The 25,565-nt window shown below is 58.4% G+C and carries 26 protein-coding genes and 4 tRNA genes; 16 read left to right on the forward strand and 14 right to left on the reverse strand.

Annotated features, from left to right (window positions below; genetic code table 11):
- Positions 1-39: 39 nt before the first annotated feature.
- Positions 40-303 (reverse strand): cold shock domain-containing protein CspD, encoded by a 264-nt coding sequence (gene cspD, locus ACX0MV_RS07350; protein WP_458981849.1) that lies wholly within the window; start codon positions 301-303, stop codon positions 40-42.
- A gap of 225 nt (positions 304-528) precedes the next feature.
- Between cspD and clpS the strand changes: the two genes are divergently transcribed.
- Together clpS and clpA are read left to right on the forward strand one after the other, a co-directional pair.
- Positions 529-891, forward strand: coding sequence for an ATP-dependent Clp protease adapter ClpS (gene clpS, locus ACX0MV_RS07355; protein ID WP_458981850.1), 363 nt, complete (start codon positions 529-531; stop codon positions 889-891).
- A gap of 29 nt (positions 892-920) precedes the next feature.
- Positions 921-3,191 carry an ATP-dependent Clp protease ATP-binding subunit ClpA gene (gene clpA, locus ACX0MV_RS07360; RefSeq protein ID WP_458981851.1) on the forward strand — a complete coding sequence of 757 codons (2,271 nt, stop codon included), beginning with the start codon at positions 921-923 and terminating at the stop codon, positions 3,189-3,191.
- 111 nt (positions 3,192-3,302) lie between these two features.
- Here the strand turns inward: clpA and infA are convergent, their stop codons facing one another.
- The 4 genes from infA to trxB form a co-directional block, all read right to left on the reverse strand.
- Positions 3,303-3,521, reverse strand: coding sequence for a translation initiation factor IF-1 (gene infA, locus ACX0MV_RS07365; RefSeq protein WP_002553999.1), 219 nt, complete (start codon positions 3,519-3,521; stop codon positions 3,303-3,305).
- A 100-nt stretch (positions 3,522-3,621) separates the two neighbouring features.
- Positions 3,622-4,329, reverse strand: a complete 708-nt coding sequence (locus tag ACX0MV_RS07370; protein ID WP_458981852.1) for an arginyltransferase — start codon at positions 4,327-4,329, stop codon at positions 3,622-3,624.
- 54 nt (positions 4,330-4,383) lie between these two features.
- Positions 4,384-5,064 (reverse strand): leucyl/phenylalanyl-tRNA--protein transferase, encoded by a 681-nt coding sequence (gene aat / locus ACX0MV_RS07375; RefSeq protein ID WP_458982336.1) that lies wholly within the window; start codon positions 5,062-5,064, stop codon positions 4,384-4,386.
- A 50-nt stretch (positions 5,065-5,114) separates the two neighbouring features.
- Positions 5,115-6,065 carry a thioredoxin-disulfide reductase gene (trxB, locus tag ACX0MV_RS07380; RefSeq protein ID WP_458981853.1) on the reverse strand — a complete coding sequence of 317 codons (951 nt, stop codon included), beginning with the start codon at positions 6,063-6,065 and terminating at the stop codon, positions 5,115-5,117.
- Positions 6,066-6,304: 239 nt separating this feature from the next.
- Between trxB and ftsK the strand changes: the two genes are divergently transcribed.
- The 6 genes from ftsK to cysG all read left to right on the forward strand — a co-directional run bounded on the left by ftsK (position 6,305) and on the right by cysG (position 13,974).
- Positions 6,305-8,716 carry a DNA translocase FtsK gene (gene ftsK / locus ACX0MV_RS07385; protein WP_458981854.1) on the forward strand — a complete coding sequence of 804 codons (2,412 nt, stop codon included), beginning with the start codon at positions 6,305-6,307 and terminating at the stop codon, positions 8,714-8,716.
- A 42-nt stretch (positions 8,717-8,758) separates the two neighbouring features.
- Complete coding sequence (gene lolA / locus ACX0MV_RS07390; protein ID WP_458981855.1) at positions 8,759-9,385, forward strand: outer membrane lipoprotein periplasmic chaperone LolA; 627 nt, start codon at positions 8,759-8,761, stop codon at positions 9,383-9,385.
- Between the two features lie 19 nt (positions 9,386-9,404).
- Positions 9,405-10,730, forward strand: a complete 1,326-nt coding sequence (locus ACX0MV_RS07395) for a replication-associated recombination protein A (protein WP_458981856.1) — start codon at positions 9,405-9,407, stop codon at positions 10,728-10,730.
- Positions 10,727-11,107: a fluoride efflux transporter CrcB gene (crcB, locus tag ACX0MV_RS07400; RefSeq protein WP_458981857.1), complete on the forward strand. Its 381-nt coding sequence runs from the start codon at positions 10,727-10,729 to the stop codon at positions 11,105-11,107. Before ACX0MV_RS07395 ends, crcB begins: the two co-directional genes overlap by 4 nt.
- Before the next feature lie 104 nt (positions 11,108-11,211).
- Positions 11,212-12,492 carry a serine--tRNA ligase gene (gene serS, locus ACX0MV_RS07405; protein WP_458981858.1) on the forward strand — a complete coding sequence of 427 codons (1,281 nt, stop codon included), beginning with the start codon at positions 11,212-11,214 and terminating at the stop codon, positions 12,490-12,492.
- 78 nt (positions 12,493-12,570) lie between these two features.
- A complete protein-coding gene (gene cysG / locus ACX0MV_RS07410; RefSeq protein ID WP_458981859.1) occupies positions 12,571-13,974 on the forward strand; it encodes a siroheme synthase CysG in 1,404 nt (467 codons plus the stop codon).
- Here cysG and ACX0MV_RS07415 read toward each other — a convergent pair.
- The 7 genes from ACX0MV_RS07415 to ACX0MV_RS07445 all read right to left on the reverse strand — a co-directional run bounded on the left by ACX0MV_RS07415 (position 13,961) and on the right by ACX0MV_RS07445 (position 18,199).
- The gene (locus tag ACX0MV_RS07415) at positions 13,961-14,971 is read right to left on the reverse strand and encodes a glutathione S-transferase family protein (protein WP_458981860.1); all 1,011 of its coding nucleotides are present in this window, start codon (positions 14,969-14,971) and stop codon (positions 13,961-13,963) included. The two genes, cysG and ACX0MV_RS07415, sit on opposite strands and share 14 nt — an antisense overlap.
- An 85-nt stretch (positions 14,972-15,056) precedes the next feature.
- Entirely contained in the window at positions 15,057-16,040 is a 984-nt protein-coding gene (locus ACX0MV_RS07420) for a glycosyl transferase family protein (RefSeq protein ID WP_458981861.1), read from the reverse strand.
- Complete coding sequence (locus ACX0MV_RS07425; RefSeq protein ID WP_458981862.1) at positions 16,037-16,372, reverse strand: TusE/DsrC/DsvC family sulfur relay protein; 336 nt, start codon at positions 16,370-16,372, stop codon at positions 16,037-16,039. Before ACX0MV_RS07425 ends, ACX0MV_RS07420 begins: the two co-directional genes overlap by 4 nt.
- A complete protein-coding gene (gene tusB, locus ACX0MV_RS07430; RefSeq protein WP_458981863.1) occupies positions 16,369-16,668 on the reverse strand; it encodes a sulfurtransferase complex subunit TusB in 300 nt (99 codons plus the stop codon). The genes ACX0MV_RS07425 and tusB overlap by 4 nt, the downstream gene beginning before the upstream one ends.
- The gene (gene tusC, locus ACX0MV_RS07435; RefSeq protein WP_458981864.1) at positions 16,668-17,027 is read right to left on the reverse strand and encodes a sulfurtransferase complex subunit TusC; all 360 of its coding nucleotides are present in this window, start codon (positions 17,025-17,027) and stop codon (positions 16,668-16,670) included. The genes tusB and tusC overlap by 1 nt, the downstream gene beginning before the upstream one ends.
- Before the next feature lies 1 nt (position 17,028).
- Positions 17,029-17,421 carry a sulfurtransferase complex subunit TusD gene (gene tusD, locus ACX0MV_RS07440; protein WP_458981865.1) on the reverse strand — a complete coding sequence of 131 codons (393 nt, stop codon included), beginning with the start codon at positions 17,419-17,421 and terminating at the stop codon, positions 17,029-17,031.
- 109 nt (positions 17,422-17,530) lie between these two features.
- Positions 17,531-18,199, reverse strand: coding sequence for a Bax inhibitor-1/YccA family protein (locus ACX0MV_RS07445; RefSeq protein ID WP_458981866.1), 669 nt, complete (start codon positions 18,197-18,199; stop codon positions 17,531-17,533).
- 134 nt (positions 18,200-18,333) lie between these two features.
- Between ACX0MV_RS07445 and ACX0MV_RS07450 the strand changes: the two genes are divergently transcribed.
- The 8 genes from ACX0MV_RS07450 (at position 18,334) to ACX0MV_RS07485 (ending at position 22,939) form a co-directional block, all read left to right on the forward strand.
- A tRNA-Ser gene (locus ACX0MV_RS07450) sits at positions 18,334-18,423 on the forward strand.
- Positions 18,424-18,572: 149 nt separating this feature from the next.
- Positions 18,573-19,217, forward strand: coding sequence for a response regulator transcription factor GacA (gene gacA / locus ACX0MV_RS07455; protein ID WP_458981867.1), 645 nt, complete (start codon positions 18,573-18,575; stop codon positions 19,215-19,217).
- Complete coding sequence (gene uvrC / locus ACX0MV_RS07460) at positions 19,204-21,042, forward strand: excinuclease ABC subunit UvrC (protein ID WP_458981868.1); 1,839 nt, start codon at positions 19,204-19,206, stop codon at positions 21,040-21,042. Before gacA ends, uvrC begins: the two co-directional genes overlap by 14 nt.
- Before the next feature lie 33 nt (positions 21,043-21,075).
- The gene (gene pgsA / locus ACX0MV_RS07465) at positions 21,076-21,636 is read left to right on the forward strand and encodes a CDP-diacylglycerol--glycerol-3-phosphate 3-phosphatidyltransferase (protein WP_458981869.1); all 561 of its coding nucleotides are present in this window, start codon (positions 21,076-21,078) and stop codon (positions 21,634-21,636) included.
- 65 nt (positions 21,637-21,701) lie between these two features.
- Positions 21,702-21,777: transfer RNA gene (locus tag ACX0MV_RS07470), tRNA-Gly, on the forward strand.
- 39 nt (positions 21,778-21,816) lie between these two features.
- Positions 21,817-21,890: transfer RNA gene (locus tag ACX0MV_RS07475), tRNA-Cys, on the forward strand.
- Between the two features lie 112 nt (positions 21,891-22,002).
- A tRNA-Leu gene (locus ACX0MV_RS07480) sits at positions 22,003-22,089 on the forward strand.
- Between the two features lie 454 nt (positions 22,090-22,543).
- The gene (locus ACX0MV_RS07485; protein ID WP_458981870.1) at positions 22,544-22,939 is read left to right on the forward strand and encodes a DUF4280 domain-containing protein; all 396 of its coding nucleotides are present in this window, start codon (positions 22,544-22,546) and stop codon (positions 22,937-22,939) included.
- A 5-nt stretch (positions 22,940-22,944) separates the two neighbouring features.
- Here the strand turns inward: ACX0MV_RS07485 and ACX0MV_RS07490 are convergent, their stop codons facing one another.
- On the reverse strand, positions 22,945-23,487 hold the full coding sequence (locus tag ACX0MV_RS07490; RefSeq protein ID WP_458981871.1) for a toxin-antitoxin system YwqK family antitoxin: 543 nt from the start codon (positions 23,485-23,487) through the stop codon (positions 22,945-22,947).
- A 13-nt stretch (positions 23,488-23,500) separates the two neighbouring features.
- On the reverse strand, positions 23,501-25,507 hold the full coding sequence (tssI, locus tag ACX0MV_RS07495; protein ID WP_458981872.1) for a type VI secretion system tip protein TssI/VgrG: 2,007 nt from the start codon (positions 25,505-25,507) through the stop codon (positions 23,501-23,503).
- Between the last annotated feature and the right edge of the window lie 58 nt (positions 25,508-25,565).

A 25,565-nucleotide genomic window follows, 5' to 3' on the forward strand; every position in this document is an offset into this window, starting at 1 on the left:
TTGACCGGCCTTTTTTATGAGCGATTGAAATGCTCAGAATCAGACTTCAACCGCCGCACCCTGAGGGTATGTTACCGCTACGGGAGCTTCGGCAGTAACCGAAGGCGCGCTGATATTCACGGCGTGGAGTCCTTTAGGACCTTGAATAATATCGAAGCTTACCGGCTGACCAGCTTTTAGCGTTTTATAGCCGTCCATCTGTATGGCCGAGTAATGGGCGAACAGGTCCTCATCTCGGCCGTCAGCCAGGATAAACCCGTAGCCTTTAGCGTTGTTGAACCACTTGACCTTACCGCTAACCATGCTGATATCCCTCTGCAAAGGACTCCATCACTGGAGTATCATCCACTTTGATTCCGCGCACGACCAACGGTTGGACGAGGGCGCGGAACCCCTCTATACCCACAATTGGGTATTCATTGTTTGTAACACCGTTTTGCCGATAGTCAAGGCCGTGCTGTAACTGGCTGAGAACCCGGTCAAACTCCTTCTATCATCAGACTCGTCTAACCAAGATCGTTATCCAGCATGCATGCAAGTAGCCAGATTCGACTAACATTCAATCAGGACCGCCCAGCAACGCATGAGGACGATTCCTCCGGTGTAGCTGTTCAGGAATCCAAACCATTATTGCAGGCACCACCGCTGTACAAAGTGGTCATATTTAATGACGACTACACCCCGATGGATTTTGTAGTCGAGGTGCTTGAGGTGTTTTTCAACCTAAATCGGGAAATGGCAACCAAACTAATGCTGACCGTCCATACGGAGGGGCGGGCGGTTTGCGGATTGTTCACCCGAGACATCGCAGAGACCAAAGCGATGCAGGTAAATCAATACGCGAGAGAGAGTCAGCATCCGCTACTCTGTGAAATAGAGAAGGACGGTTAACGCCGGCCGCTTGGGCATGAGGTGCAGCTATGTTAAATCGAGAGCTCGAAGTCACCCTCAATCTGGCCTTCAAGGAGGCTCGCACCAAGCGTCATGAATTTATGACGGTTGAGCACCTCCTTCTTGCGCTACTGGATAACGAAGCCGCTGCTGGCGTTTTGCGCGCCTGCGGCGCCAACCTCGACAAGTTGCGACATGACTTGCAGGAATTTATCGATTCAACCACGCCGTTGATTCCCCAGCATGACGATGAGCGTGAAACCCAGCCTACCCTGGGTTTCCAGCGCGTCCTGCAGCGCGCCGTATTCCACGTACAGAGCTCCGGCAAACGCGAAGTAACGGGCGCCAACGTTCTGGTCGCGATCTTCAGCGAGCAGGAAAGCCAGGCGGTATTTCTGCTCAAGCAGCAGAGCGTTGCACGTATTGATGTAGTCAATTTTATTGCTCACGGCATCTCGAAAGTGCCTGGACATGGCGGCCACTCCGAAGCAGAGCAGGAAATGCAGGATGAGGAGGGCGGTGAGTCTTCAGCGTCGAGCAATCCGCTGGATGCCTATGCCAGCAACCTCAATGAGCTGGCCCGCCAAGGTCGGATTGACCCTCTGGTTGGTCGTGAGGTCGAGGTTGAGCGCGTCGCGCAGATTCTGGCGCGTCGTCGCAAGAACAACCCGTTGCTTGTTGGTGAAGCCGGAGTTGGCAAAACCGCTATCGCAGAAGGCCTGGCAAAACGCATCGTCGATAATCAGGTTCCCGAGTTGCTAGCGAATAGCGTCGTGTATTCGCTGGACCTGGGAGCGCTGCTTGCCGGAACCAAATACCGTGGCGACTTCGAGAAGCGCTTGAAAGCACTCCTCAACGAGCTCCGCAAACGCCCCCAGGCGATTCTGTTCATTGACGAGATTCACACCATCATCGGCGCAGGAGCAGCCTCTGGGGGCGTCATGGATGCCTCAAACCTGCTTAAGCCAATGCTTTCCTCCGGCGAGATTCGCTGCATTGGCTCGACGACCTTTCAGGAGTTTCGCGGCATTTTCGAGAAGGACCGGGCGCTGGCGCGGCGCTTTCAGAAGGTGGATGTCAGCGAACCGTCCGTGGACGATACCTACGGCATCTTGAAGGGGCTGAAAGGGCGTTTCGAACAGCATCACGGCATCGAGTACAGCGACGAAGCCCTGCGTGCCGCGGCTGAGCTTGCTTCGCGCTACATCAATGATCGGCACATGCCTGACAAGGCCATTGACGTAATTGACGAAGCGGGGGCTTATCAACGTCTGCAGCCTGAAGACAAGCGAGTCACTCGTATTGATGTGGCCCAGGTCGAAGACATCGTTGCGAAAATAGCGCGCATTCCTCCGAAGCACGTCAACAGTTCGGATAAGGAGCTGCTGCGTAATCTGGAGCGTGATCTAAAACTGACGGTCTTCGGTCAGGATGCGGCCATTGATTCGCTTTCGACGGCAATCAAGTTGTCCCGTGCTGGCCTCAAGGCCCCTGACAAGCCGGTCGGCTCGTTCCTGTTCGCTGGTCCGACAGGCGTGGGTAAAACCGAGGCTGCCCGGCAGCTGTCGAAATCCTTGGGCATCGAATTGGTACGCTTCGACATGTCCGAGTACATGGAGCGGCACACGGTTTCTCGTTTGATCGGTGCGCCACCCGGTTATGTTGGCTTTGATCAGGGTGGCCTGCTAACCGAGGCCATAACCAAAACGCCCCATTGCGTGCTCTTGCTCGATGAGATCGAGAAGGCTCACCCGGAAGTCTTTAACTTGCTGCTGCAGGTAATGGACCACGGCACCTTGACCGACAACAACGGACGCAAGGCGGATTTCCGCAACGTTATCTTGATCATGACCACCAACGCCGGTGCCGAGACTGCTGCGCGGGCTTCGATCGGTTTCACCCATCAGGACCATTCATCTGATGCCATGGAAGTGATCAAGAAGAGCTTCACGCCGGAGTTCCGCAATCGGCTCGATACCATCATCCAGTTTGGTCGCCTCAGCCATGAGATTATCAAGAGCATCGTCGACAAGTTTCTCACCGAGTTGCAGGCGCAACTTGAGGACAAGCGCGTCACGCTTGAGGTTACCGATGCTGCTCGCGGCTGGTTGGCTGAGCAGGGTTATGACGTGCAGATGGGGGCTCGGCCCATGGCGCGTTTGATTCAGGACAGGATCAAGCGGCCTCTAGCAGAGGAAATCCTGTTTGGCGAGCTTGCCGAGCATGGTGGCGTGGTACACATCGACCTGGAAAGCGGTGAGTTGACCTTCGACTTCGAGACCACGGCAGAAATGGCTTAATAACCAGGAGAGCGTCTAGCGACGCTTTTCCATCGCAAACAAAAACGCCCGGCATGCCGGGCGTTTTCATTGTGGCTTGGCTTGCAGAGGCCAAAACTGAGTTTCGGCCCGTTAGCGAGCGCGGTAGGTGATACGACCTTTGCTCAGGTCATAAGGCGTCAGTTCAACGCGCACCTTATCGCCAGTCAAAATACGGATGTAATTTTTGCGCATTTTTCCGGAGATATGCGCGGTTACGACGTGCCCATTTTCCAACTCCACACGGAACATGGTGTTGGGCAGGGTGTCGACGACAGTGCCTTCCATTTCGAAGCTGTCTTCTTTCGACATGCAGTAAAGCCCTCGGTATCCAATGAATGGCCCGGCGCAACTGGCCCCAGGCAAAAGCGGCGAGCATTGTGCCCGAAAACAGCGCCTAGCGCCAAGACCTTCAGGAAAGTGCGACCCAGCGTTGATTGACAAACAGCTCGATAGGCCGGTATTGGGTCTTGTAGTTCATCTTTCGGCAATTCTTTATCCAATAACCGAGATAGACCGCGTGCAGGCCCAGGCGCGTGGTTTCCGCAATCTGCCAGAGAATGGCAAAACGACCCAGGCTGCGACGCTCTTCAACAGGATCGTAGAAGGTATAAACGGCTGAAAGTCCGTTGGGTAGTGCATCGGTTACCGCAATCGCAACCAGCCGGCCGTCCTTGCGGAACTCGTAGAACCGTGAAAACGTGAGGTCACGTACCAGAAAAGTCGAAAATTGTTCGCGACTCGGTGGGTACATGTCGCCATCGGCATGGCGTTTTTCGATGTAGCGGACGTAAAGGTCGTAGTACTCCTCGGAGAAAACCGGGCGCACCATTCGCACTACCAGATCGCGGTTACGTTTGAAAATACGCCGCTGTTGCCGGTTGGGGTGAAAGTCAGCTGCCGGAATGCGCGCTGGTACGCAGGCTGAGCAACGCTGGCAATGTGGGCGATACAGGTGATCACCGCTGCGACGAAAACCCATCTCCGAAAGTTCGGCGTAGACCTGCGCATCCATCGGCTGACTGGGATCGAGGAATAGGGTGGTGGCCTGTTCATCGGGCAGATAGCTGCATGGGTGGGGCTGTGTGGCATAGAACTTGAGACGGGCCAGCTCGGTCATGTTCGACTCTCGGAGGAAGTCTGCAACAAGTGTATGCCAGGCTGCCGCACTCGCCTAGGCAAGCCAATTGGCATCGCTGGGCTGGTCAAGATGCCGACGCAGGTAATCTGCAAAGGCGTCGCGGGAGATGGGGCGCGCACCGAAACTGTGCAGGTGTTGGGTCGGCATCTGGCAGTCAATCAGCACGAACCTCCACGTTTTCAGGCGCTCGACCAGGGTAACGAAGCCGACCTTCGATGCATTATCGGCGCGACTAAACATGGATTCGCCAAAAAATAAACGGCCTATGGCCAGGCCATAAAGGCCGCCAACCAGTTCATCGTTGTTCCAGACTTCGACTGAATGGGCGACCCCGCGCTCGTGGAGCTGCAGATAGGCCTGTTGCATTGGCGTGGTAATCCAGGTGCCGTCGGCATAATCCCGCGGCGCTGCGCACGCCTGAATGACCGCAGCGAATGCCTGGTCGAAGCTGACGCGGTAATGCCCCTGGCGTAACGTTTTTTGCAGACTGCGCGAGGTGTGCAGCTCATCTGGGAATAACACGGTGCGCGGGTCTGGCGACCACCACAGAAGCGGCTGGCCATCCTGGTACCAGGGAAAGCAACCGTGTCTATAGGCCTGGATAAGGCGCTCCGGCTTCAGGTCGCCGCCTGCGGCAAGCAGCCCATTAGGCTCCCGAAGCGCTTTGTCGAGGGAAGGAAAATCCAGCGAGTCGCGTTGTAGCCAAGTCAGCATTGGGCAAGCCGTGAGAGGGTATGGCGAACGCAGCGTTCGCCCCAGGGTCATCAGTTGTCGTCGAGGAACTTCTCGACGTCCAATGCGGCCATGCAGCCCGCGCCGGCCGAGGTGATTGCCTGACGGTATACATGGTCAGCCACATCGCCCGCAGCGAAGACGCCCTCGATGCTGGTGGCGGTGGCGTTGCCTTCGCTGCCGCCTTTGATCATCAAATAACCATCGCGCATCTCGAGCTGACCCTGGAAAAGCTCAGTATTGGGCTTGTGCCCAATGGCGATGAACACGCCTGCCAGCGGCAATTCCTTGCTGACGCCGCTGGTGGTGTCTTGCAAGCGCACACCTGTCACTCCGCTTGCATCGCCGAGTACCTCGTCTAGCTTGTGATTCCAGTGCAGCTTGACGTTGCCATTGGCAGCCTTGTCAAACAGCTTGTCCTGCAGAATCTTCTCGGAGCGTAACTTGTCCCGGCGGTGCACCAGGTGCACTTCTTTGGCGATATTGGAAAGGTACAGCGCTTCCTCAACAGCCGTATTGCCGCCACCGATCACTGCCACCACTTGATTGCGATAGAAGAAACCGTCGCAGGTGGCGCAGGCCGATACGCCCTTGCCAGCGAAGGCTTCTTCCGAGGGCAGGCCGAGGTATTGGGCCGAGGCGCCCGTAGCGATGATGAGCGCATCGCAGGTGTAGGTGCCGCTGTCGCCCTTGAGGGTAAATGGGCGGCTTTGCAACTCTGCGGTGTGGATGTGATCGTAGATAATCTCGGTATCGAAGCGTTCGGCGTGCTTCTGCATGCGCTCCATCAGTGACGGACCGGTCAGCCCCTCCACATCACCCGGCCAGTTGTCGACCTCGGTGGTGGTGGTCAGCTGGCCGCCGGGCTGAATGCCGGTGATGACGACAGGCTTCAAATTGGCGCGAGCGGCATAGACTGCTGCACTGTAACCGGCGGGACCGGAGCCCAGGATGATCAGGCGTGAATGCTTGACTTCGCTCATAAAAACACCTCATAAGCCTTTGTCACGAAAGAGAATGCATGCTCCAATTGAGCCGCACGGAAGATCTTGGCCGGTATGCTACACCGAAGCAGGTTGCGAACGGGAGCGCGGCATACGCACCGGCTCGGCCGCCAAGGCGTCGCCGTTTTGCCTGGCATGCCAGCAGTTGAGTAAAGCCGTACAATACGGCCAATTTCACCGTCAATCGACCACTCGGCCATCCGCCGACGCAGGAACAGATGCGTTTGAAGAATTCTAGTCCCACCGCTCAGCCCCCCCTCTGGCGCCAGCAGCTGCCTTATCGCCTGAAGGAAGGTGCTCTGATTGCTCTCGGAGCGCTGTGCCTTTATCTGTGGATGGCATTGCTGACTTACGACCCAGCCGATCCGGGTTGGACGCACACCAGCACCGTCGAGCAGGTGCACAACGCCGCTGGCCGTGCAGGCGCCTGGTTCGCCGACATCATGTTCATGGCGTTGGGCTATTTCGCTTACCTATTTCCGCTATTGCTCGGGGTGAAGACCTGGCAGGTGTTTCGCGCTCGCCATCAGCCATGGCAATGGAGTGGCTGGCTGTTTTCCTGGCGATTGATCGGGCTGGTCTTTCTGGTGCTGTCTGGGGCGACCCTGGCTTACATCCACTTCCATGCCGGCGCCGATATGCCGGCGTCTGCGGGCGGAGCACTGGGCGAGAGTCTTGGCCAGCTCGCCGTGAACTCGCTGAATGTGCAGGGCAGTACCCTGCTGGCGATCGCGCTGTTTCTGTTCGGGTTGACGGTTTTTACCGATCTGTCCTGGTTCAAGGTGATGGACCTGACCGGAAAAATCACTCTCGATCTGGCAGAGCTGATCCAGAGCTTGGTCAATCGCTGGTGGAATGCCCGGGCCGAGCGCAAGCAACTGGTCGCCCAGCTGCGCGAAGTAGATGAACGGGTGACAGAAGTCTCTGCGCCAATCGTGCTCGACCGCCGCGAGCAGGCAAAGGTCAAAGAACGTCTGATCGAACGCGAGGACGCGCTGAACAAGCACATGAGTGAGCGCGCCAACCGTCCGGCGCCTGTCATCACGCCGCCAGCCCCTGCCAAAGCGGCAGAGCCGAGCAAGCGCGTATTTAAGGAAAAGCAGGTAACGCTGTTCGAAGACAGCGCGCTGGCCGGTAGCCTGCCGCCGATCTCCCTGCTGGATGTCGCCGAGAAGATTCAGAAAAAGTATTCGCCCGAGTCCCTGGAGGCCATGTCGCGCCTGCTTGAGATCAAGCTCAAGGAGTTCGGAGTGGAGGTTATCGTCGAGTCTGTACATCCAGGCCCGGTGATCACCCGCTTCGAAATTCAACCGGCCGCTGGGGTGAAAGTCAGCCGTATTTCCAACCTGGCCAAAGACCTGGCGCGTTCGCTCGCCGTGATCAGCGTGCGGGTGGTGGAAGTGATTCCAGGCAAAACCACGGTCGGTATCGAGATTCCCAACGAAGATCGGCAGATCGTGCGTTTTTCCGAAGTGCTGTCATCCACCGAGTATGACGAAGCCAAGTCACCCGTGACCCTAGCCCTGGGTCATGACATTGGCGGCAAGCCCGTGATCACTGATCTCGCGCGCATGCCCCATCTGCTGGTAGCCGGTACTACCGGCTCCGGTAAGTCGGTCGGGGTCAACGCGATGATCCTGTCGATCCTGTTCAAGTCCACGCCTGAAGAGGCGCGGCTGATCATGATCGACCCGAAGATGCTTGAGTTGTCGATCTACGAAGGCATTCCGCACCTGCTGTGCCCGGTCGTTACCGACATGAAGGAAGCGGCCAACGCCCTGCGTTGGAGCGTGGCGGAGATGGAGCGCCGGTACAAATTGATGTCGAAGATGGGGGTGCGCAACCTCGCCGGCTTCAACCGCAAGGTCAAGGATGCGGAAGAGGCGGGCGAGCCGCTGAGCGACCCGCTGTACAAGCGTGAGAGCATGCATGATGAAGCGCCGCTGCTGAAAACCCTGCCGACCATCGTGGTGATAGTCGACGAATTCGCCGACATGATGATGATCGTCGGCAAGAAGGTCGAAGAGCTGATTGCTCGTATCGCTCAGAAAGCCCGCGCGGCGGGTATTCACCTTATTCTGGCGACCCAGCGGCCATCGGTGGACGTAATCACCGGCTTGATCAAGGCCAACATTCCCACCCGTATGGCATTCCAGGTATCGAGCAAGATCGACTCGCGCACCATCCTTGATCAAGGCGGCGCAGAGCAGCTGCTGGGGCATGGCGACATGCTCTATATGCCGCCGGGTACCAGCTTGCCGATACGCGTGCATGGCGCGTTCGTCTCCGATGAAGAGGTTCATCGCGTCGTTGAAGCCTGGAAACAGCGCGGCACACCGGACTACATCGAAGATATTCTCGCCGGTGCCGAGGAAGCGGGCAGTGGCTTCGATGGTGGTGGCGGTGAAGGTGGCGGCGAAGGCAGCGAAGAAGACCCGCTGTACGATGAAGCCATGCGTTTCGTCACCGAAAGTCGGCGCGCATCCATTTCCGCTGTGCAGCGCAAACTGAAGATCGGCTACAACCGGGCAGCTCGCATGATCGAAGCCATGGAAATGGCCGGTGTAGTGACCTCGATGAACACCAACGGCTCCCGCGAAGTCATAGCACCGAGCCCGGTTCGCGATTGATAACTCCAGCCTGTTGATCACACCCCATTAATGAGGAGTCCCATGCGCCTGATTCGCATGTTGTTGCTAACGGTTTTAAGCCTGTCGAGCATTTGCGCCATGGCCGACGACGAAGTCGCCGTGCAGAAGCTGACTCAGTTGCTCAATCAGGCGCAAACCATCACTGCGCGCTTCTCCCAGCTGACCCTGGACGGCAGCGGCACTCAGTTACAGGAAACCGCGGGTCAGCTGGCCCTGAAGCGTCCCGGGCTGTTTCGCTGGCACACCGATGCGCCCATGGAGCAGTTGCTGGTTTCCAACGGCGAGAAGGTCTGGCTGTACGACCCAGACCTTGAGCAAGTGACGATCCAGACGCTGGATCAGCGGCTGACCCATACGCCGGCGTTGCTGTTGTCGGGCGATGTGTCGAAGATCCGCGAGAACTTCGACATCACCTTCAAGGAGGGCGGCAACGTCATCGACTTCATCCTGAAGCCAAAGTCCAAGGACACCCTGTTCGATAGTTTGCGCCTGTCCTTCCGTGGCGGCGTGCTGAACGACATGCAGCTGATCGACAGCATTGGTCAGCGCACCAACATCCTGTTTCTCAACGTGAAGATGAACGAAGCCCTCGACGACGGACAATTCACGTTCGAGATTCCGGAAGGCGCGGACGTCATTCAAGAGTAAGAGGTTTACGCCCGTAGCCATGGATCTGTTCCGCAAGGCCCCTGTCGCCCAACCCCTGGCTGCTCGTTTGCGGGCGGCCAGTCTGGACGAGTACGTCGGCCAGGAACATCTCCTGGCGCGTGGCAAGCCGCTGCGTGAAGCGCTCGAGCAGGGCGCGCTGCACTCGATGATCTTCTGGGGCCCGCCCGGGGTTGGCAAAACCACCCTGGCGCGCCTGCTAGCCCAAGTGTCGGATGCTCACTTCGAGACCATTTCTGCGGTGCTGTCGGGAGTCAAGGAAATCCGCCAGGCCGTGGAAATTGCCCAGCAACATGCCGCGCAATATGGCCGCCAGACCATTCTGTTCGTTGATGAAGTGCACCGCTTCAACAAGTCGCAACAGGATGCATTTTTACCCTACGTGGAAGATGGCACCCTGATTTTCATTGGTGCGACCACGGAAAATCCTTCCTTTGAATTGAACAACGCGTTGCTATCGCGTGCGCGCGTCTATGTCCTGAAGAGCCTGGACGAGACCGCGTTGCGCAAGTTGGTCAACCGCGCACTGAGTGACCCCAAAGGCCTCGGTGAGCGCAACCTGAGACTGCCGGACGACAGCTTCAAGATTCTGCTGAGCGCTGCCGATGGCGATGGGCGGCGCCTGCTCAACTTTCTTGAAAACGCCGCTGACCTTGCTGACGACGGTGGAGAGATCAGCACCGCGTTATTGCTTGATCTGCTTGGCGACAGTCGCCGGCGTTTCGACAAAGGCGGCGAGGCTTTTTACGACCAAATATCCGCGCTGCATAAATCCGTGCGTGGTTCCAGCCCGGACGGCGCGTTGTACTGGTTTGCGCGGATGCTCGATGGCGGCTGCGATCCGCTGTACATCGCGCGGCGGGTGGTCCGCATGGCCAGCGAAGAAATCGGCAACGCCGACCCCCGCGCGCTGACCCTGTGCCTCAACGCCTGGGATGTGCAGGAGCGCCTGGGCAGCCCGGAAGGCGAACTGGCGGTGGCTCAGGCGATCGTTTATCTCGCCAGCGCGCCGAAAAGCAACGCGGTCTATACGGCATTCAAAGCCGCCATGCGCGATGCCGCCGAGCATGGTTCTCTGGAAGTGCCGCTGCACCTGCGTAACGCGCCGACCAAATTGATGAAGGAGCTGGGGTACGGCGATGAATACCGTTATGCCCACGACGAGCCAGATGCCTATGCAGCCGGCGAAGACTACTTCCCCGAACAACTGGCGCCACGTCAGTATTACCAGCCGGTGCCCAGGGGGCTGGAGTTGAAGATTCGGGAAAAACTGGCCCACCTCAAGGTACAGGACGCTGCCAGTCCGAAGCGGCGGAGGGCGCCGTGACCCGCCTGTTAGTCGCCGTTGCAGTGGGCGGTGCCTTAGGCTGCGTGCTGCGCTTTCTAACGTCTAGCTGGATGGTAGCGCACTGGCCGCGGCATTTTTACCTGGGCACCCTGGCGGTCAATCTGATCGGGTGCCTGTTGATCGGCCTGCTTTCCGGCCTGTTTCTGCTGCGCACCGACTTGCCGCTGGAGCTGCGCACGGGACTGACGGTGGGGCTGTTAGGCGGCTTGACCACGTTCTCGTCGTTCAGCCTGGAGGTGCTCAAACTGCTGGAGCACGGCCGCTTGGCTGAAGCGGCGGCTTACCTGATCTGCAGTATGTTGGGCGGTCTGTTGGCCGCATGGGCGGGGCTCGGACTTGCGCGGCTCTACAGCTGAACGCTACCGATTGGCACTCGCCCCGACGAAAGCCTTAAACTGCGCCGCATTGCGCGCCATGGCCACGAGCCATGCAACCCTTAGTGATGTATAGAGACCAGACCATGCTCGATTCCAAACTCGTCCGGACCCAGCTCCATGAAGTCGCTGAGCGCTTGGCTACACGCGGCTTCACCCTTGATGTCGTCCGTCTCGAAGCGCTTGAAGCCCAGCGTAAAGAGGTGCAGACCCGCACCGAACAATTGCAGGCCGAGCGCAACAGTCGCTCCAAGGCCATCGGCCAGGCCAAGCAGCGTGGCGAAGACATCGCGCCGCTGCTTGCCGATGTGGACCGGATGGGGACGGAGCTGGAGCAGGGCAAGCACGAGCTGGACGCCATTCAGGTCGAGCTGGATGCCGTATTGCTAGGTATTCCGAACCTGCCCCACGAATCGGTGCCGGTCGGCGCTGATGAAGAGGGCAACCTGGAAGTGCGCCGGTGGGGCACGCCCAGAACCTTCGATTTCGCCATTCAGGATCACGTCAGCCTCGGTGAGCAGCATGGCTGGCTGGACTTCGAGACCGCGGCCAAGTTGTCCGGTGCTCGCTTTGCGCTGTTGCGTGGCCCGATTGCGCGTCTGCATCGCGCGCTGGCGCAGTTCATGATCAATCTGCACACCAGCGAACACGGCTATGAGGAGGCTTATACGCCGTATCTGGTACAGGCGTCTGCGTTGCAGGGAACGGGTCAATTGCCCAAGTTCGAGGAGGATCTGTTCAAGATCAGTCGCGAAAACGAAGCCGATCTGTATCTGATCCCTACGGCAGAAGTGTCGCTGACCAATATCGTCGCTGGCGAAATCCTCGATGCCAAACAGCTGCCATTGAAGTTCGTCGCCCACACGCCTTGTTTCCGCAGTGAGGCCGGCGCCTCTGGGCGCGACACCCGTGGCATGATCCGTCAGCATCAGTTCGACAAGGTCGAAATGGTTCAGATCGTCGAGCCGGCTACCTCCTATCAGGCGCTGGAGGAATTGACCGGTCACGCCGAGAAGATCCTGCAGCTGCTGGAGTTGCCGTACCGCGTTCTGGCGCTGTGCACGGGCGACATGGGTTTCGGCGCAAGCAAAACCTATGACCTGGAAGTCTGGGTGCCAAGCCAAGACAAGTACCGCGAGATTTCTTCCTGTTCCAACTGTGGCGACTTCCAGGCCCGGCGCATGCAGGCGCGCTACCGCAACCCGGAAACCGGCAAACCCGAACTGCTGCACACCCTCAACGGTTCCGGCTTGGCAGTTGGGCGTACGCTCGTGGCGGTGCTGGAGAACTACCAGCAGGCCGACGGCAGCATCCGCGTGCCTGAAGTTCTCAAGCCCTACATGGGCGGAATCGAGGTGATCGGCTAGCCATAGCCTGTCATGGCCGCGGCCGCGCGGCCTGACAAGAACAGCGCCTGAATCTTCATTCCCTAACGAGCCGCCGCCATGGATTTCCTTCCTCTGTTCCACACGTTGCAGGACCGCCTGGTATTGGTGGTCGGCGGCGGTGAAGTGGCGCTGCGTAAAGCGCGGTTGCTGGTCGACGCAGGTGCCCGCTTGCGGGTCGTGGCGCCCGAAATCCGCAGCGAACTGCAAGCGCTGGCAGGCCCTGACGGTTTCAGCGTGCGCGGTTTTGAATCGACGGATGTTCAAGGTGTGGCGCTGATCATTGCCGCCACCGACGACGAGCCGCTCAACGCGCGAATATCCGAACAGGCCCAGGCATTGGGCATCCCGGTGAACGTGGTGGACGCGCCGAAGCTGTGTAGCGTGATTTTCCCCGCCATCGTCGACCGCTCCCCGCTGATCGTTGCAGTCAGCAGCGGCGGCGATGCGCCGGTACTGGCGCGCCTGATCCGGGCGAAGATCGAGACCTGGATTCCGGCAACCTACGGCCAACTGGCAATGCTCGCCAAGAGGTTTCGCGCCCAGGTCAAAGGCTTGTTTCCCGATGTTCAGCAGCGTCGGGTGTTCTGGGAAGAGGTCTTCCAGGGACAGATCGCCGAAAGCGTTTTCGCCGGCAAGCGCCAGGAAGGCGAACGCCTGCTCAAGGAAAAAATCGCCGGTATCGCACCGCGCGCCCTGGGCGAGGTTTACCTGGTCGGTGCCGGGCCAGGCGACCCCGACCTGCTGACATTCCGGGCTCTGCGATTGATGCAGCAGGCCGACGTCGTGCTGTACGACCGCCTGGTGGCACCGGTAATCATCGAGCTGTGTCGCCGCGATGCCGAGCGAATCTATGTCGGCAAACAACGTTCCGAACATGCCGTGCCGCAGGAGCAGATCAACCAACGCCTGGTCGACCTGGCTAAGGAGGGCAAGCGTGTATTGCGCCTGAAAGGCGGCGATCCTTTTATCTTCGGTCGCGGCGGCGAGGAAATCGAAGAGTTGGCCGCCCAGGGCATTCCCTTTCAGGTGGTGCCTGGGATCACCGCCGCCAGTGGCTGCGCGGCTTACGCCGGGATTCCGCTGACCCACCGCGACCACGCCCAGTCGGTGCGTTTCGTCACCGGTCACCTGAAAGATGGAAGCTGCGATCTACCCTGGGCGGAGCTGACCGCAAGCAGCCAGACACTGGTGTTCTACATGGGCCTGGTTGGCTTGCCGATGATCTGTCAGCAGCTGATCGCCCACGGCCGTTCGGCGCAAACGCCGGCTGCCTTGATCCAGCAAGGCACCACGCAGAACCAGCGCGTGTTCACTGGTACCCTGGCAGATTTGCCCGAGTTGGTTGCGCAGCACGAGGTGCACGCGCCCACCTTGGTCATTGTCGGTGAGGTGGTGCAGTTGCGCGCCAAGCTCGCGTGGTTCGAAGGTGCCCAGAGCACCGCCAGCCTTACATCCGACTAGCGTTCTTGTAGATTCCACGCCCCGCCAGGCGCTGCCGATCATAGGCTTGGCCGAAGGTTTGAGCGGGGCCTGCGGGTACGATGCCGGTCGGGTTTATGGTGTTGTGGCTGCGGTAGTAGTGGTTTTTGATGTGTTCGAAATTCACCGTATCGGCAATGCATGGCCACTGATAAAGCTCGCGCAGCCAGTTGCAGAGATGGCGGTAATCATCGATGCGCCGCAGATTGCACTTGAAGTGGCCGTAATAGACCGCGTCGAAGCGAATCAGCGTGGTGAACAAGCGCCAGTCCGCCTCGGTGAGGTACTCGCCAGCCAGATAGCGTCGTTCGCCCAGTAGTCCATCCATTTCATCCAGGGCTTCGAATAGCTCGCTGAAGGCTTCCTCATAGGCCTGTTGAGTGGTTGCGAACCCGGCGCGGTAGACGCCATTGTTTATCGCTGGATAGACGCGTTCGTTCAGCCTGTCGATCTCGCTGCGAAGCGTCTCGGGGTAGAGATCCACAAGACTGCCTGTCAGTTCATCGAACGCCGAGTTGAACATGCGGATGATATCGGCGGACTCGTTGCTGACGATGCACTGGCGCTGTTTGTCCCAGAGTACCGGGACCGTTACCCGGCCAGTGTAGTGAGGGTCATCGACGGTATAGCGCTGGTGCAGGTAGTCGAAACCATCCAAGTGGTCGCCGCTAGAACCCTGGCTTGAATCGAACGTCCAGCCGTTTTCCCCCATCAGCCAGCTGACCACTGAAACCTCGACCAGCGATTCCAGGCCCTTGAGGCTGCGGGTGATCAACGTGCGGTGTGCCCATGGACACGCTAGTGAGACGTACAGATGGTATCGCCCGGCCTGCGCTTCGAAGCCCCCATCGCCACTTGGCCCTGGCTGGCCATCGGCGGTTACCCAGTTTCGTCGCTGGGCATTCTCGCGTTTGAAATGACCACCTTCAGCGGTGTCGTACCATTGATCCTGCCAGCGCCCGTCAATCAGCAAACCCATACGTGACTCCCAAGCCATTAGCCAAGAACTCAGTCTAGCGCCGGGGGTTGTTGAAAACGGGCAAATACTTGGCAGGTTTAATCGCCTATTTCGATAGGTGGCGGTTATCCCAACGCAACTGCGCTTGAGCGAATGCATCTTCACGGGGCAGACCAAGTGCTCGCAGTGCCAAGGCCATGGTGCTGAGCACCGCCAATTGGCCATAAGCGTCGTCGCTGTCCGCGCGCCAGAAGGCGGACAAACGCTCAGGCACCAGCGACTCCGGTTTGACGTGGCGTTGCGGCGACAGCGCTGGCCAGTCCTCGTCCCAGTTCTCGCCATTGGCAGTACCGAACAGATGGCTGATGGCGTCCGGGTTGATTTCGATTTCGCCGCCTTCGCCTTTGATCACCAGCGCGTTATCGCCTAGCAGCTGGCTGGCTTCGCGATGCACTGTCTGGTAGCCCGGATGGAAAATGCTTTGCAGCCCGCAGCGCGCATTCAGCGGGTTGAGGATGCGAGCCAGCGAATGAATCGGCGAACGCAGGCCGAGGATGTTGCGCAGGTCGATCATGTGCTGCAGGCGCGGCATCCAATCGCCCAGTGCAATGAACGCCAGGTTTCGGGTATCGATCGCACGCTCGACTTCGACCCAGTCACGGCAGACGGGGATGTCCAGCGATTCCAGCAGTTGCTCGCTGTACATGCGTCCGGCCGTGTGGGCGCCGCCACCATGCATGAGAATCTTCACGCCACTGTTTGCCAATGCTTTAACCGCAAGGAGAAACCAGGGGAGATGGCGTTTTTTGCCGGCGTAACTTGGCCAGTCCAGGTCGACTTGGATTGAAGGTGGCTGCAAGCGCGCGCGCACTGCGTCGGCGAAGCCGGCCATTTCTTCGGCACTCTCTTCCTTGTGCCGCAGCAGCATCAAGAAAGCCCCGAGCTGACTTTCTTCCGCCTGGCCATCGAGCAGCATGCCCATCGCTGCCCGCGCTTCCTCGCGAGTCAGGTTGCGCGCGCCACGTTTGCCCTTGCCGAGAATGCGCACGAACTGAGCGAAAGGATGTTCTGCTGGGGTCACGAGGTTCATAGGCAATTCGTCGGTTTGGGCAGGCCTGCCAGCTTGGCGGCAAGTTTGGCGGGAGCGCCGTTGAACAAGCGATTCAGGTGCAGGCCGTTGCCTTTTTCCGGCCCCAGCTTGAGTGCCACGTATTTGATGAGCGGGCGATTGGCCGGCGACAGCTGGAATTCGCTATAGAAGGCTCGTAACAGCGCGAGTACTTCCCAGTGCTCGCTGCTCAGTTGGATCTGTTCGCGCTGCGCCAGCGCCTCGGCGACCGGCTGCGACCAATCCGCCAGGGCGACCAGATAACCGTCCTTGTCCAGTTCGATTGAGTGGCCGTCCACGATGAGTGTGCTCATAACCAGCTGTTGACCTTGTCGAAGCGGTAACTGAGCGCAACGAATGCCGGATAGTCGACCACCTGAACCCTGTTTGGCGCTTCGATGGAGCGGGCGACCAGATCTTCTTCGAGAGCGAACAAGCCGATGCCTGCGGGCATTAATTCGATGGCCTGCCACTGTGGTGTTCCAACCTGCAGCGCATAGACCGCATCACCGGCAAGCAATAGGCCATCGGCTGGCCCCAGCAGACGCAGGCAGCTTATCAGGCGACTGTCGGTGAACGGAGAGTGGGAATGCATGTGCAGGGTAGCCATCAGAGTGTGATCACCTGGTCATATCGATCAATCAGTGCAGCTAGTGCGTCATCCTCCAGCACCTCAGCGGCCAGGATCAATGCCTGAGCATCGAGGCCACGTTCCTGCACGCTGCGGGCTGAAACATACAGCGCCTCCACACCGAACATGGGCAGGGCCTGCAGATTTGCGCTCAAATCTTTCTGCCGTAACGTTGCCGCGTGCTGCACGGGAACCAGCTGCAGCACACCGTCGTCCAGAAACAGCACGCCAATCGGCAGGTCGAAAGCGCCGCCGGCCAGTGCAATGTCCAGCGCCTCGCGAGCACTTGGCCCGCTCCAAGGCGATTGACGGCTGATGATCAACAGCGATTGACGCATTTCAAGGCCCTCCGAAGCAGATCAGGCGGTCGGCCATCTGCGCCGCTTCGTGCAGTTGGCCCAAGCCGGACAAGTCCCAAGGCGACTCAAGGTTGGCAGCAGGGCGGTTGTAACGCTGCGCTTCCTGCTCGTTAAGTACGCCGCGCCGCAGCGCTGCGGCAATGCACACCACGGCATCCAGTTGTTGCTCGCGGACGAACTCGCGCCACTCGCGGGGTAGATCATGTTCGTCCTGGGCGGTAACTACATTGCTTGCCGCGTTATGCACGCCTTCCTGATAGAAAAACAGCCGCACGATCTCATGGCCTTCGGCTAATGCCGCCTTGGCGAAGAGCAAGGCGCGGCGAGAGGAGGGCATGTGGGGCGCGGCGAACAGGGCGATGGCGAATTTCATGGGAAGCCCGATATGAATACCTGGCGTAATGATAAAGGCTCAATGCGCGCGATGCCCATCACAGACATGAAAAAGCCCGCCGAAGCGGGCTTTTCATTGCACTCAGGGATCAGTCGTCGCTGCCCATGATGCCGAGGATCTGCAGCAGGCTCACGAACAGGTTGTAGATCGATACGTACAGACTGATGGTCGCCATGATGTAGTTGCGCTCGCCACCGTGGATGATGGCGCTGGTCTGGTACAGGATGCAGGCCGACGAGAACAGGACGAAACCTGCACTGATCGCCAATTGCAGGCCGCTGATCTGGAAGAAGAAGCCAGCCACCATTGCGCCGATCAGTACAAAGAAGCCTGCAGTGATGAAGCCGGAAAGGAAGCTCATGTCCTTGCGGGTTGTCAGCACGTAAGCCGAAAGGCCACAAAATACCAGTGCGGTCATGGCAAACGCCGAGCTCACCACTTCGGCACCATTGGCCATGCCCAGGTAACGATTCAGAATCGGACCGAGGGTATAACCCATGAAACCCGTCAGTGCTAAGGTCGAAACCAGTCCCCATGGCGAGTTGCGCAGTTTCGCGGTCAGGAAAAACAGGCCGTAAAAGCCGATCAGCACCACAAAGAAGTTCGGGTAAGGTACGTTGGCACGCTGCGCCAAGAAAGCAACCAACCCACTGAAAGCCAGGGTAATAGCCAGAAGGCCATAGGTGTTGCGCAGTACGCGACTGACTTCTTGCTGCTCAACCTGCACATGATTGAGTGCGTAATCTTGTTCTTGCATGGCGACGCTCCTGTAGAGGCGGATGGTTCCGTGACCAGAGTCGGAACCGATAATAACAGAGCACTGGATTGTTCCAAACCGCAGAGTTTGACAGTGTGTTGCGTTCGGGTAAGATTGCCGCCCGCACTAACGCCGGAAGCGTGGCAGAGCGGTTGAATGCAACGGTCTTGAAAACCGTCGAAGGGGAAACTCTTCCGTGAGTTCGAATCTCACCGCTTCCGCCATCTTCACGTCAAAACAGCGTTCTAGCTATATTTGACGCTTGCTGTTTGACGGTTTTGCACCAAGCTAGGTTCAACCATACCTTCGTTGCAAGGTTCCGAATGTCCACAGGACTGCTGCGCTTGGCGGCTGATGAAGAACGAGGTGGCGCTTGATTAGGGTACTGGTGGTCGACGACCACGATCTGGTTCGCACAGGTATCACGCGCATGCTGGCCGATATCGACGGTTTGCTGGTAGTCGGTCAAGCGGAGTCCGGTGAGGAGTCACTGAAAAAAGCCCGCGAGCTGAAACCAGATGTCGTACTGATGGACGTCAAGATGCCGGGTATCGGCGGCCTTGAAGCAACCCGCAAGCTGATCCGCAGTCACCCCGACCTGAAAGTCGTCGCTGTTACCTCCTGTGAAGAAGATCCATTCCCCACGCGCCTGTTACAGGCCGGTGCGGCCGGGTACCTGACCAAAGGCGCCGCCTTGACCGAGATGGTCCAGGCTATTCGCCAGGTGTTTGCCGGGCAGCGCTACATCAGTCCGCAAATTGCCCAGCAACTGGCGCTGAAGTCGTTTCAGCCACAGAGCAATAAATCCCCCTTCGATATGCTGTCTGAGCGTGAAATCCAGATCGCGTTGATGATCGCTGGCTGCCAGAAAGTACAGAGCATTTCCGACAAGCTTTGCCTGTCGCCCAAAACGGTAAATACCTACCGCTATCGAATTTTTGAGAAGCTTGCGATCACCAGCGACGTGGAACTGGCGCTGCTGGCGGTACGTCACGGCATGATCGATGCCTCCAGCTGAGACCAGTGGCGCGTTTGATTCAAGCGCGTTCCTGGCTACCTGCAGCGGACGACCTGGTGTCTACCGCATGTTCGATAGCAGCGCCAAGCTGCTGTATGTCGGCAAAGCCAAGAACCTGAAGAAGCGTCTCGCCAGCTACTTTCGCAAAAGCGGGCTGGCGCCGAAGACTGCTGCCTTGGTTGGCAAGATTGCCCAGGTCGAAACGACCATCACGGCCAACGAAACCGAAGCCTTGTTGCTAGAGCAGACGTTGATCAAAGAGTGGCGCCCCCCTTACAACATTCTGCTGCGTGACGATAAATCCTACCCTTATGTTTTTTTATCGGACGGCGACTATCCGCGCCTAAGCATTCACCGTGGGGCCAAGAAGCAGAAGGGCAAGTATTTCGGCCCTTACCCCAGCGCTGGGGCGATCCGCGAGAGTCTCAATCTGCTGCAAAAGGCGTTTCTGGTTCGTCAGTGCGAAGACAGCTTCTTCAAGAACCGTACCCGGCCGTGCCTGCAATATCAGATCAAACGGTGTAAAGCCCCCTGCGTCGAGCTGGTCGAGCCCGCGGAGTATGCCAAGGACGTGCGCCACTCGGTGATGTTCCTCGAAGGGCGCAGCAACGCGCTGAACGCCGAATTGTCGGGCGCCATGCAACAGGCCGCCATGGATCTCAACTTCGAGCGCGCCGCCGAACTGCGTGACCAGGTGTCTCTGCTGCGTCGTGTGCAGGATCAGCAGAGTATGGAAGGCGGCACGGGCGACGTGGATGTGGTGGCCGCCATGGTCAATCCCGGCGGCGCGTGCGTGCACTTGATCACTGTCCGCGGCGGGCGGGTGCTCGGCAGCAAGAACTTCTTTCCGCAAGTGGCGATTGAGGAGGAGGGCAGTGAGGTACTGCTGGCATTCCTGGCTCAATACTATCTGAGCAGCCATGAGCGCGATCTGCCGGGCGAACTTATCGTTAACGCCCAGCATGAAGACTTCCCGACGTTGATCTCGGCCATTGATGAAATGCGTGGTCGTGAACTGAGTATCAGCTATCGCGTGCGCGGCACCCGCGCGCGCTGGCAGCAATTGGCCGTGACCAATGCCGAACAGGCGCTCGGCGCTCGCCTGGCGAATCGTCAGCATGTTGCTGCGCGCTTCGATGCGCTGGCAGAAGCGCTGAATATGGACGAAGTGCCGCAACGGCTTGAGTGCTTCGATATCAGCCATTCCAGCGGCGAAGCGACCGTAGCCTCCTGTGTGGTGTTTGGTCCGGAAGGGCCGCTCAAATCGGACTACCGCCGCTATAACATCGAAGGCATTACCCCAGGCGACGATTATGCGGCGATGCATCAGGCATTGACGCGGCGTTTTAGCAAGGTAAAGGAAGGCGAAGGCAAGCTGCCTGATATTCTGCTGGTAGATGGCGGCAAAGGTCAGCTCGCGATGGCCCGCGAGGTTCTGGAAGAGCTGGCGGTTCCCGATCTCATCCTGCTTGGCGTAGCCAAAGGCACGACCCGCAAGCCAGGGCTCGAAACGCTCTATCTAAACGATGCCGCGCATGAATTCACGTTGCCGGGCAATTCGCCTGCGCTGCACCTGATCCAGCAGATACGCGATGAGTCGCATCGCTTCGCTATCACCGGGCACCGCGCTCGGCGTGGCAAGACCCGCCGCACATCGACCCTGGAGGAAGTCGGAGGGGTTGGACCGAAGCGGCGCCGCGAGCTGCTCAATCATTTCGGTGGGCTGCAGGAATTGTCCCGTGCCAGCGTCGAAGAAATTGCTAAAGCGCCAGGAATCAGCAAAAAGCTCGCCGAGCTGATTTATGCCGCATTGCACAGCGAGTAGACTACCGGCTCACCCTGCTGCCAAGTTGTGTCGATGAATATCCCCAACCTGCTTACCGTCCTCCGCGTCCTGCTGATTCCGGTTTTTATCCTCTTGTTCTATCTGCCGTTTACTTGGAGCTATTGGGCTGCCAGTGCGGTCTTCGCCATCGCGGCCGCCACCGACTGGCTGGATGGTTACCTGGCCCGCCGCTGGGAACAAAGCACGCCCTTTGGCGCGTTTCTCGACCCTGTAGCAGACAAGCTGATGGTGGCGGTTGCGCTGGTTCTGTTGGTGGCCGAGCATGCGAATCTGTGGCTGACTTTGCCGGCCGCGATCATCATCGGGCGTGAAATCGTGGTATCCGCCTTGCGGGAGTGGATGGCGGAGTTGGGCGCGCGCGCTCAAGTCGCTGTCAGCAATCTGGCTAAATGGAAAACCGCAGCCCAGATGGTTGCCTTGGTTACGTTGCTGGCGAACCCGCCGACTTTTACCTTCTGGGTCCTTCTCGGCTACGCGCTGCTGATTATCGCGGCGGTACTGACCCTATGGTCGATGGTGCAGTATCTGCTCGCCGCCTGGCCGCATCTGCGCATCACTTCCGAGAAGAAATAAGTTTTTGAATCAAGGGGTTGACGCGACGGTTTGAAACTATAGAATGTCGGCCGTCAGCAAGACAAGCGGGAATAGCTCAGTTGGTAGAGCACGACCTTGCCAAGGTCGGGGTCGCGAGTTCGAGTCTCGTTTCCCGCTCCAGTTTCAACGGGCCGTTTCAAACGGCCCGTTTAGTTTCAAGGCTGAGTAGCAGAGTGGTTATGCACCGGATTGCAAATCCGTGAACGCCGGTTCGATTCCGACCTCAGCCTCCATATAGAAAGCCTCGTAGATCAGTGATTTACGAGGCTTTTTTATTGAGACTTGATCATCTTGCGAGGCAGGCTAAGCCTGTATATAGTCCAGGCCTTGCTTTATGGCGCTACCGCCCGAATGGCGAAATCGGTAGACGCAAGGGACTTAAAATCCCTCGGGGGTAACCCCGTGCCGGTTCGATTCCGGCTTCGGGCACCATCTTTATGCGTTCTTGCGAACTCATGCCTTCATTGGCTTTTTCGCAACTCCTAAAGTCGTTCCGCAATTGCTTATTCCGTCAGTTATCTTGTTGCCATCGTGGTGCAAGCTGCTTTGCGCCTGCCTAATCTCCTCCCGTTTTAATCTGCTTTTTTGTAAGCATTCGCTCAGGGTCGTATCTGCACGTCAGTGTCGATCTACCCTAGTTCATCCTGACAGCTAAGACACCTCGACGACTCTGGACGAGTCCTCAAGAGGATGCTTTATTCGAAAGCAACGCTGTCACGTTATACGTAGAGTGCGATCCAGCTTATCTGCCTTTGCTGAATCAACAGCCTTGAAGTCATGAATGGGTTGGAGTTGAGCACAAACAGCCCTCGAGACCAGCCGATCAAGCACAGCTAATGGCCCATCAAGCCGCTATTCGGCTGAGTATTTGCGGAGAAACGCCAACATGGGATGTCCACAAGTCTGTAGCGGCGCGACATTGCAATGCAGCTTCGGAGTGGCGCCTAGCGTACTCAATGTGTTGCCGGTCAATCGCACGTTGACCAGTGGGATGCCAGCGGCGAATCTGATGGATCACATTCCGCTGGTGAACATCCCAACTTTCGGCATGTGTCAGAGTCCGGCTAATCCGATCGTTGCCGCCGCCACGGCAGCAGCTTTAGGCGTGCTCACACCAATGCCGTGCATTCCGGCCACCGCGGCGCCCTGGATTTCCGGCGGGCCACCCACGATGTTGCTAGGCAGCATGCCGTCGCTGGATGCCAACAGCACCTTGATATGCACCTGGGGCGGGGTGATCAAGATCGTCGTCCCGGGCCAAGTGCAGATGTTGATCCCCTGACTTGCTCAGCTTTCCTGCGGATTGTTCCAGCGCTGCCACCACCAGCGCATCCGCGACACCGGTTTGCCCTCGGCATCCAATGGGCGGCCGTCGCTGGTGAACAAGCGCCCGGGCTCCAGCTCGACGCCGCGCATGTACTGAGTACTAATCGCTACCTGGCCGTTTGGATGGAAACGTCGGTAAGGTCCTTCGCGTACGCCCTCACGGTAGTGTTCCAACTCGGCGATACCTCCATCGGCGAAATAGTTACAGGCTTCGCCGTGGAGCAGGCCTTGCTGGTAATTGGCTGTGCGTTGCAGCCAACCTTCAGCCGCATGGAAGGTGGCGACCCCATGAGGTTTACCCTGCGCGTAAAGCATGTGCGCCGCCACTTTGCCGTTGGGATGGTAGAGCGTCACCGGGCCGTGCAGGACACCCTGGCTATAACTCAAGCTGGCTTGTGGGCGGCCAGCATCTTTGATGCGAAGTTCCCCTTGCAGGCGCCCTTCGTCAAGCTGGCCTGAAAGATGACTGTCGCCTCTGTTCAATTCGATATTGCCGGTATGCATTGGAGGGCCGTCCTCAATTCACTTTCACGATGCCGCCCTTAATGGTCAACATACCGCCACCGTCCACCGTCTGTTCGGCAGCAGCTTTGTTAGTCAGGCTGATGCCGGCATCGTTGGTCAAGGTGGTTCCTGCCTTGTTATCCAAGGAAGTGCCCGCTTGATTGGTTAGTGCGGTGCCGGCCTTGTCGGTAAGCGACATGCCGGCTTGGGTGGTGAGGTTCTGGTCGCTCTTGGCCGTGAGGTCGCCGCTGCTTTGCAGGGTGAGGGTGCCGCTGACCTTGATGGTCAGGTTACCGTCTACCGTCAGTTGGTAGTTACCGGTGACGGTTTCGGTGTAATTGCCGCCGGTGCTGTGGGTCTGGTCGCTACCGACTTTCACCGTGCGCGTGTCCTTTACGTCGAGATTGTCGCTGCCGGTCTGGATGCTCACCGTGCGTTTGCCTTTTTCCAGGGTTACGGTCTCATCGCCGTCTTTTACCATGCGGGTACGGGCATTTTGCACGGTGAGGGTTTCGTTATGGCCGACGGTAGCGTTGGTGTCGTTTAGCACGTTGATGTTCCAGTCCTTCTGCGCCTGCAGAAACACTTCCTCGCTGTCCTTTTTGTCCTCGAAACGTAATTCGTTAAATCCGCCGCCACCCTTGGACGAATTGGTCTTGATTCCCGACTGTGTCTGATTGGCTGGCAGCGCATAGGGCAGGGCATTGTCGCCGTTGTACACACAGCCGGTGACTAGCGGGCGATCAGGATCGCCGTCGATAAAGGTGACGATCACCTCCTGGCCGATACGTGGAATGAACTGCATGCCGAAGCCCTTGCCGCTCCAAGGAAGCACCACTCGTACCCAGCAGGAGCTGGTTTCGTCATTGCTACCGGTGCGATCCCAGGGAAACTGAATCTTGATCCGGCCATATTCGTCGGTCCATATTTCCTCGCCAGCCTTGCCCACGACGATGGCCGTTTGCGTATGCATGCGGGGTTTTGCTGTGGTGCGTGGCGGGCGGTAACGGGTGCTTTTCGGGATTGCCTCGAAACGATTGCGGTAGCTGCTGTGGTCCGCCTCGTGGCTAACCTTGGTCAGCACCCATTCGATATTCGCCGTGTCGTCTTCATGGCCGCTGAGGGTGAAGCAATGCCCTGGCACTAGCCAACGACAATCGCTTTCACCGACAAAGCGGCTTTCCTGGCTGCGCAGCGCATCCACCCGCAGTTTGCCGAGCGCATCGCCACGGGCCTTGGCGGTATAGCCGCCGGGATGCTCGTAGATCGACAACGGCCCGGCGACCGCCTCGGCCTGGCCATAGAGCGAGGTGGTCGGGGTGGTAAATTCGTAATCAGTGGCGCGATAGGCCCCGGACACCGCCTGCCGAGAGATGTGTCCGGTACGGATGCCATGCAACTCGCGCTCACCCATTTGCTGCCCGAGGTAAGCGATAGTGGTGGCGTTTGGGCACGGCGGAAAGGCGTCGTTGCTGTCACCCAGTACCAGGGTGTGCACACCCTCGGCATGGGTGAAGAACCAGAAGATGCCTTCCTCTTCTAACAGCCGCGAAACGAAGGCGAAATCCGTCTCGCCATATTGCACGCAATATTCCCGTGGCGTGTAGGTGCCGGTCAGCTGCAACTGGTAATCGCTGAAGCCGTGCTCATCGAAAATGCGGGTGACTATGTCGCTGGTCGCGAGGTTTTGGAATACCCGGTTATTACTCGCCAGGGTCAACCACCACAGCCAGGGCCGCAGCAGCAGGCTGTATCGCTCGACAGTGGCGTCGCTGGGCAACTGGCAGATTTCCGCACAGAGCGCATCTAGCGGGCGCAGCAGGGCGTCGTTGTGCAGGGTGACGGTTACGTGGCTTGTCACCGCATCGGCCATGGCCAGTGCAGTGGCGCTATAGCCGTTGAGGATCAGGGTGCCAAGGCTATTCAGCGACTCCTCGCCGGAGATATTTTGCGGATAGAGATCAGTCACCGCAGTGGCGGTAAGGGATAAGCTGGTGGTGGTGTCAGTAGGGCGAGGCATCAAGGATTCTCACTGGCAACCCGTTCTGCTCAGCTAACTAAGCTATTCATAAAAATGT

This window comes from Pseudomonas cistanchae, from assembly GCF_054483635.1.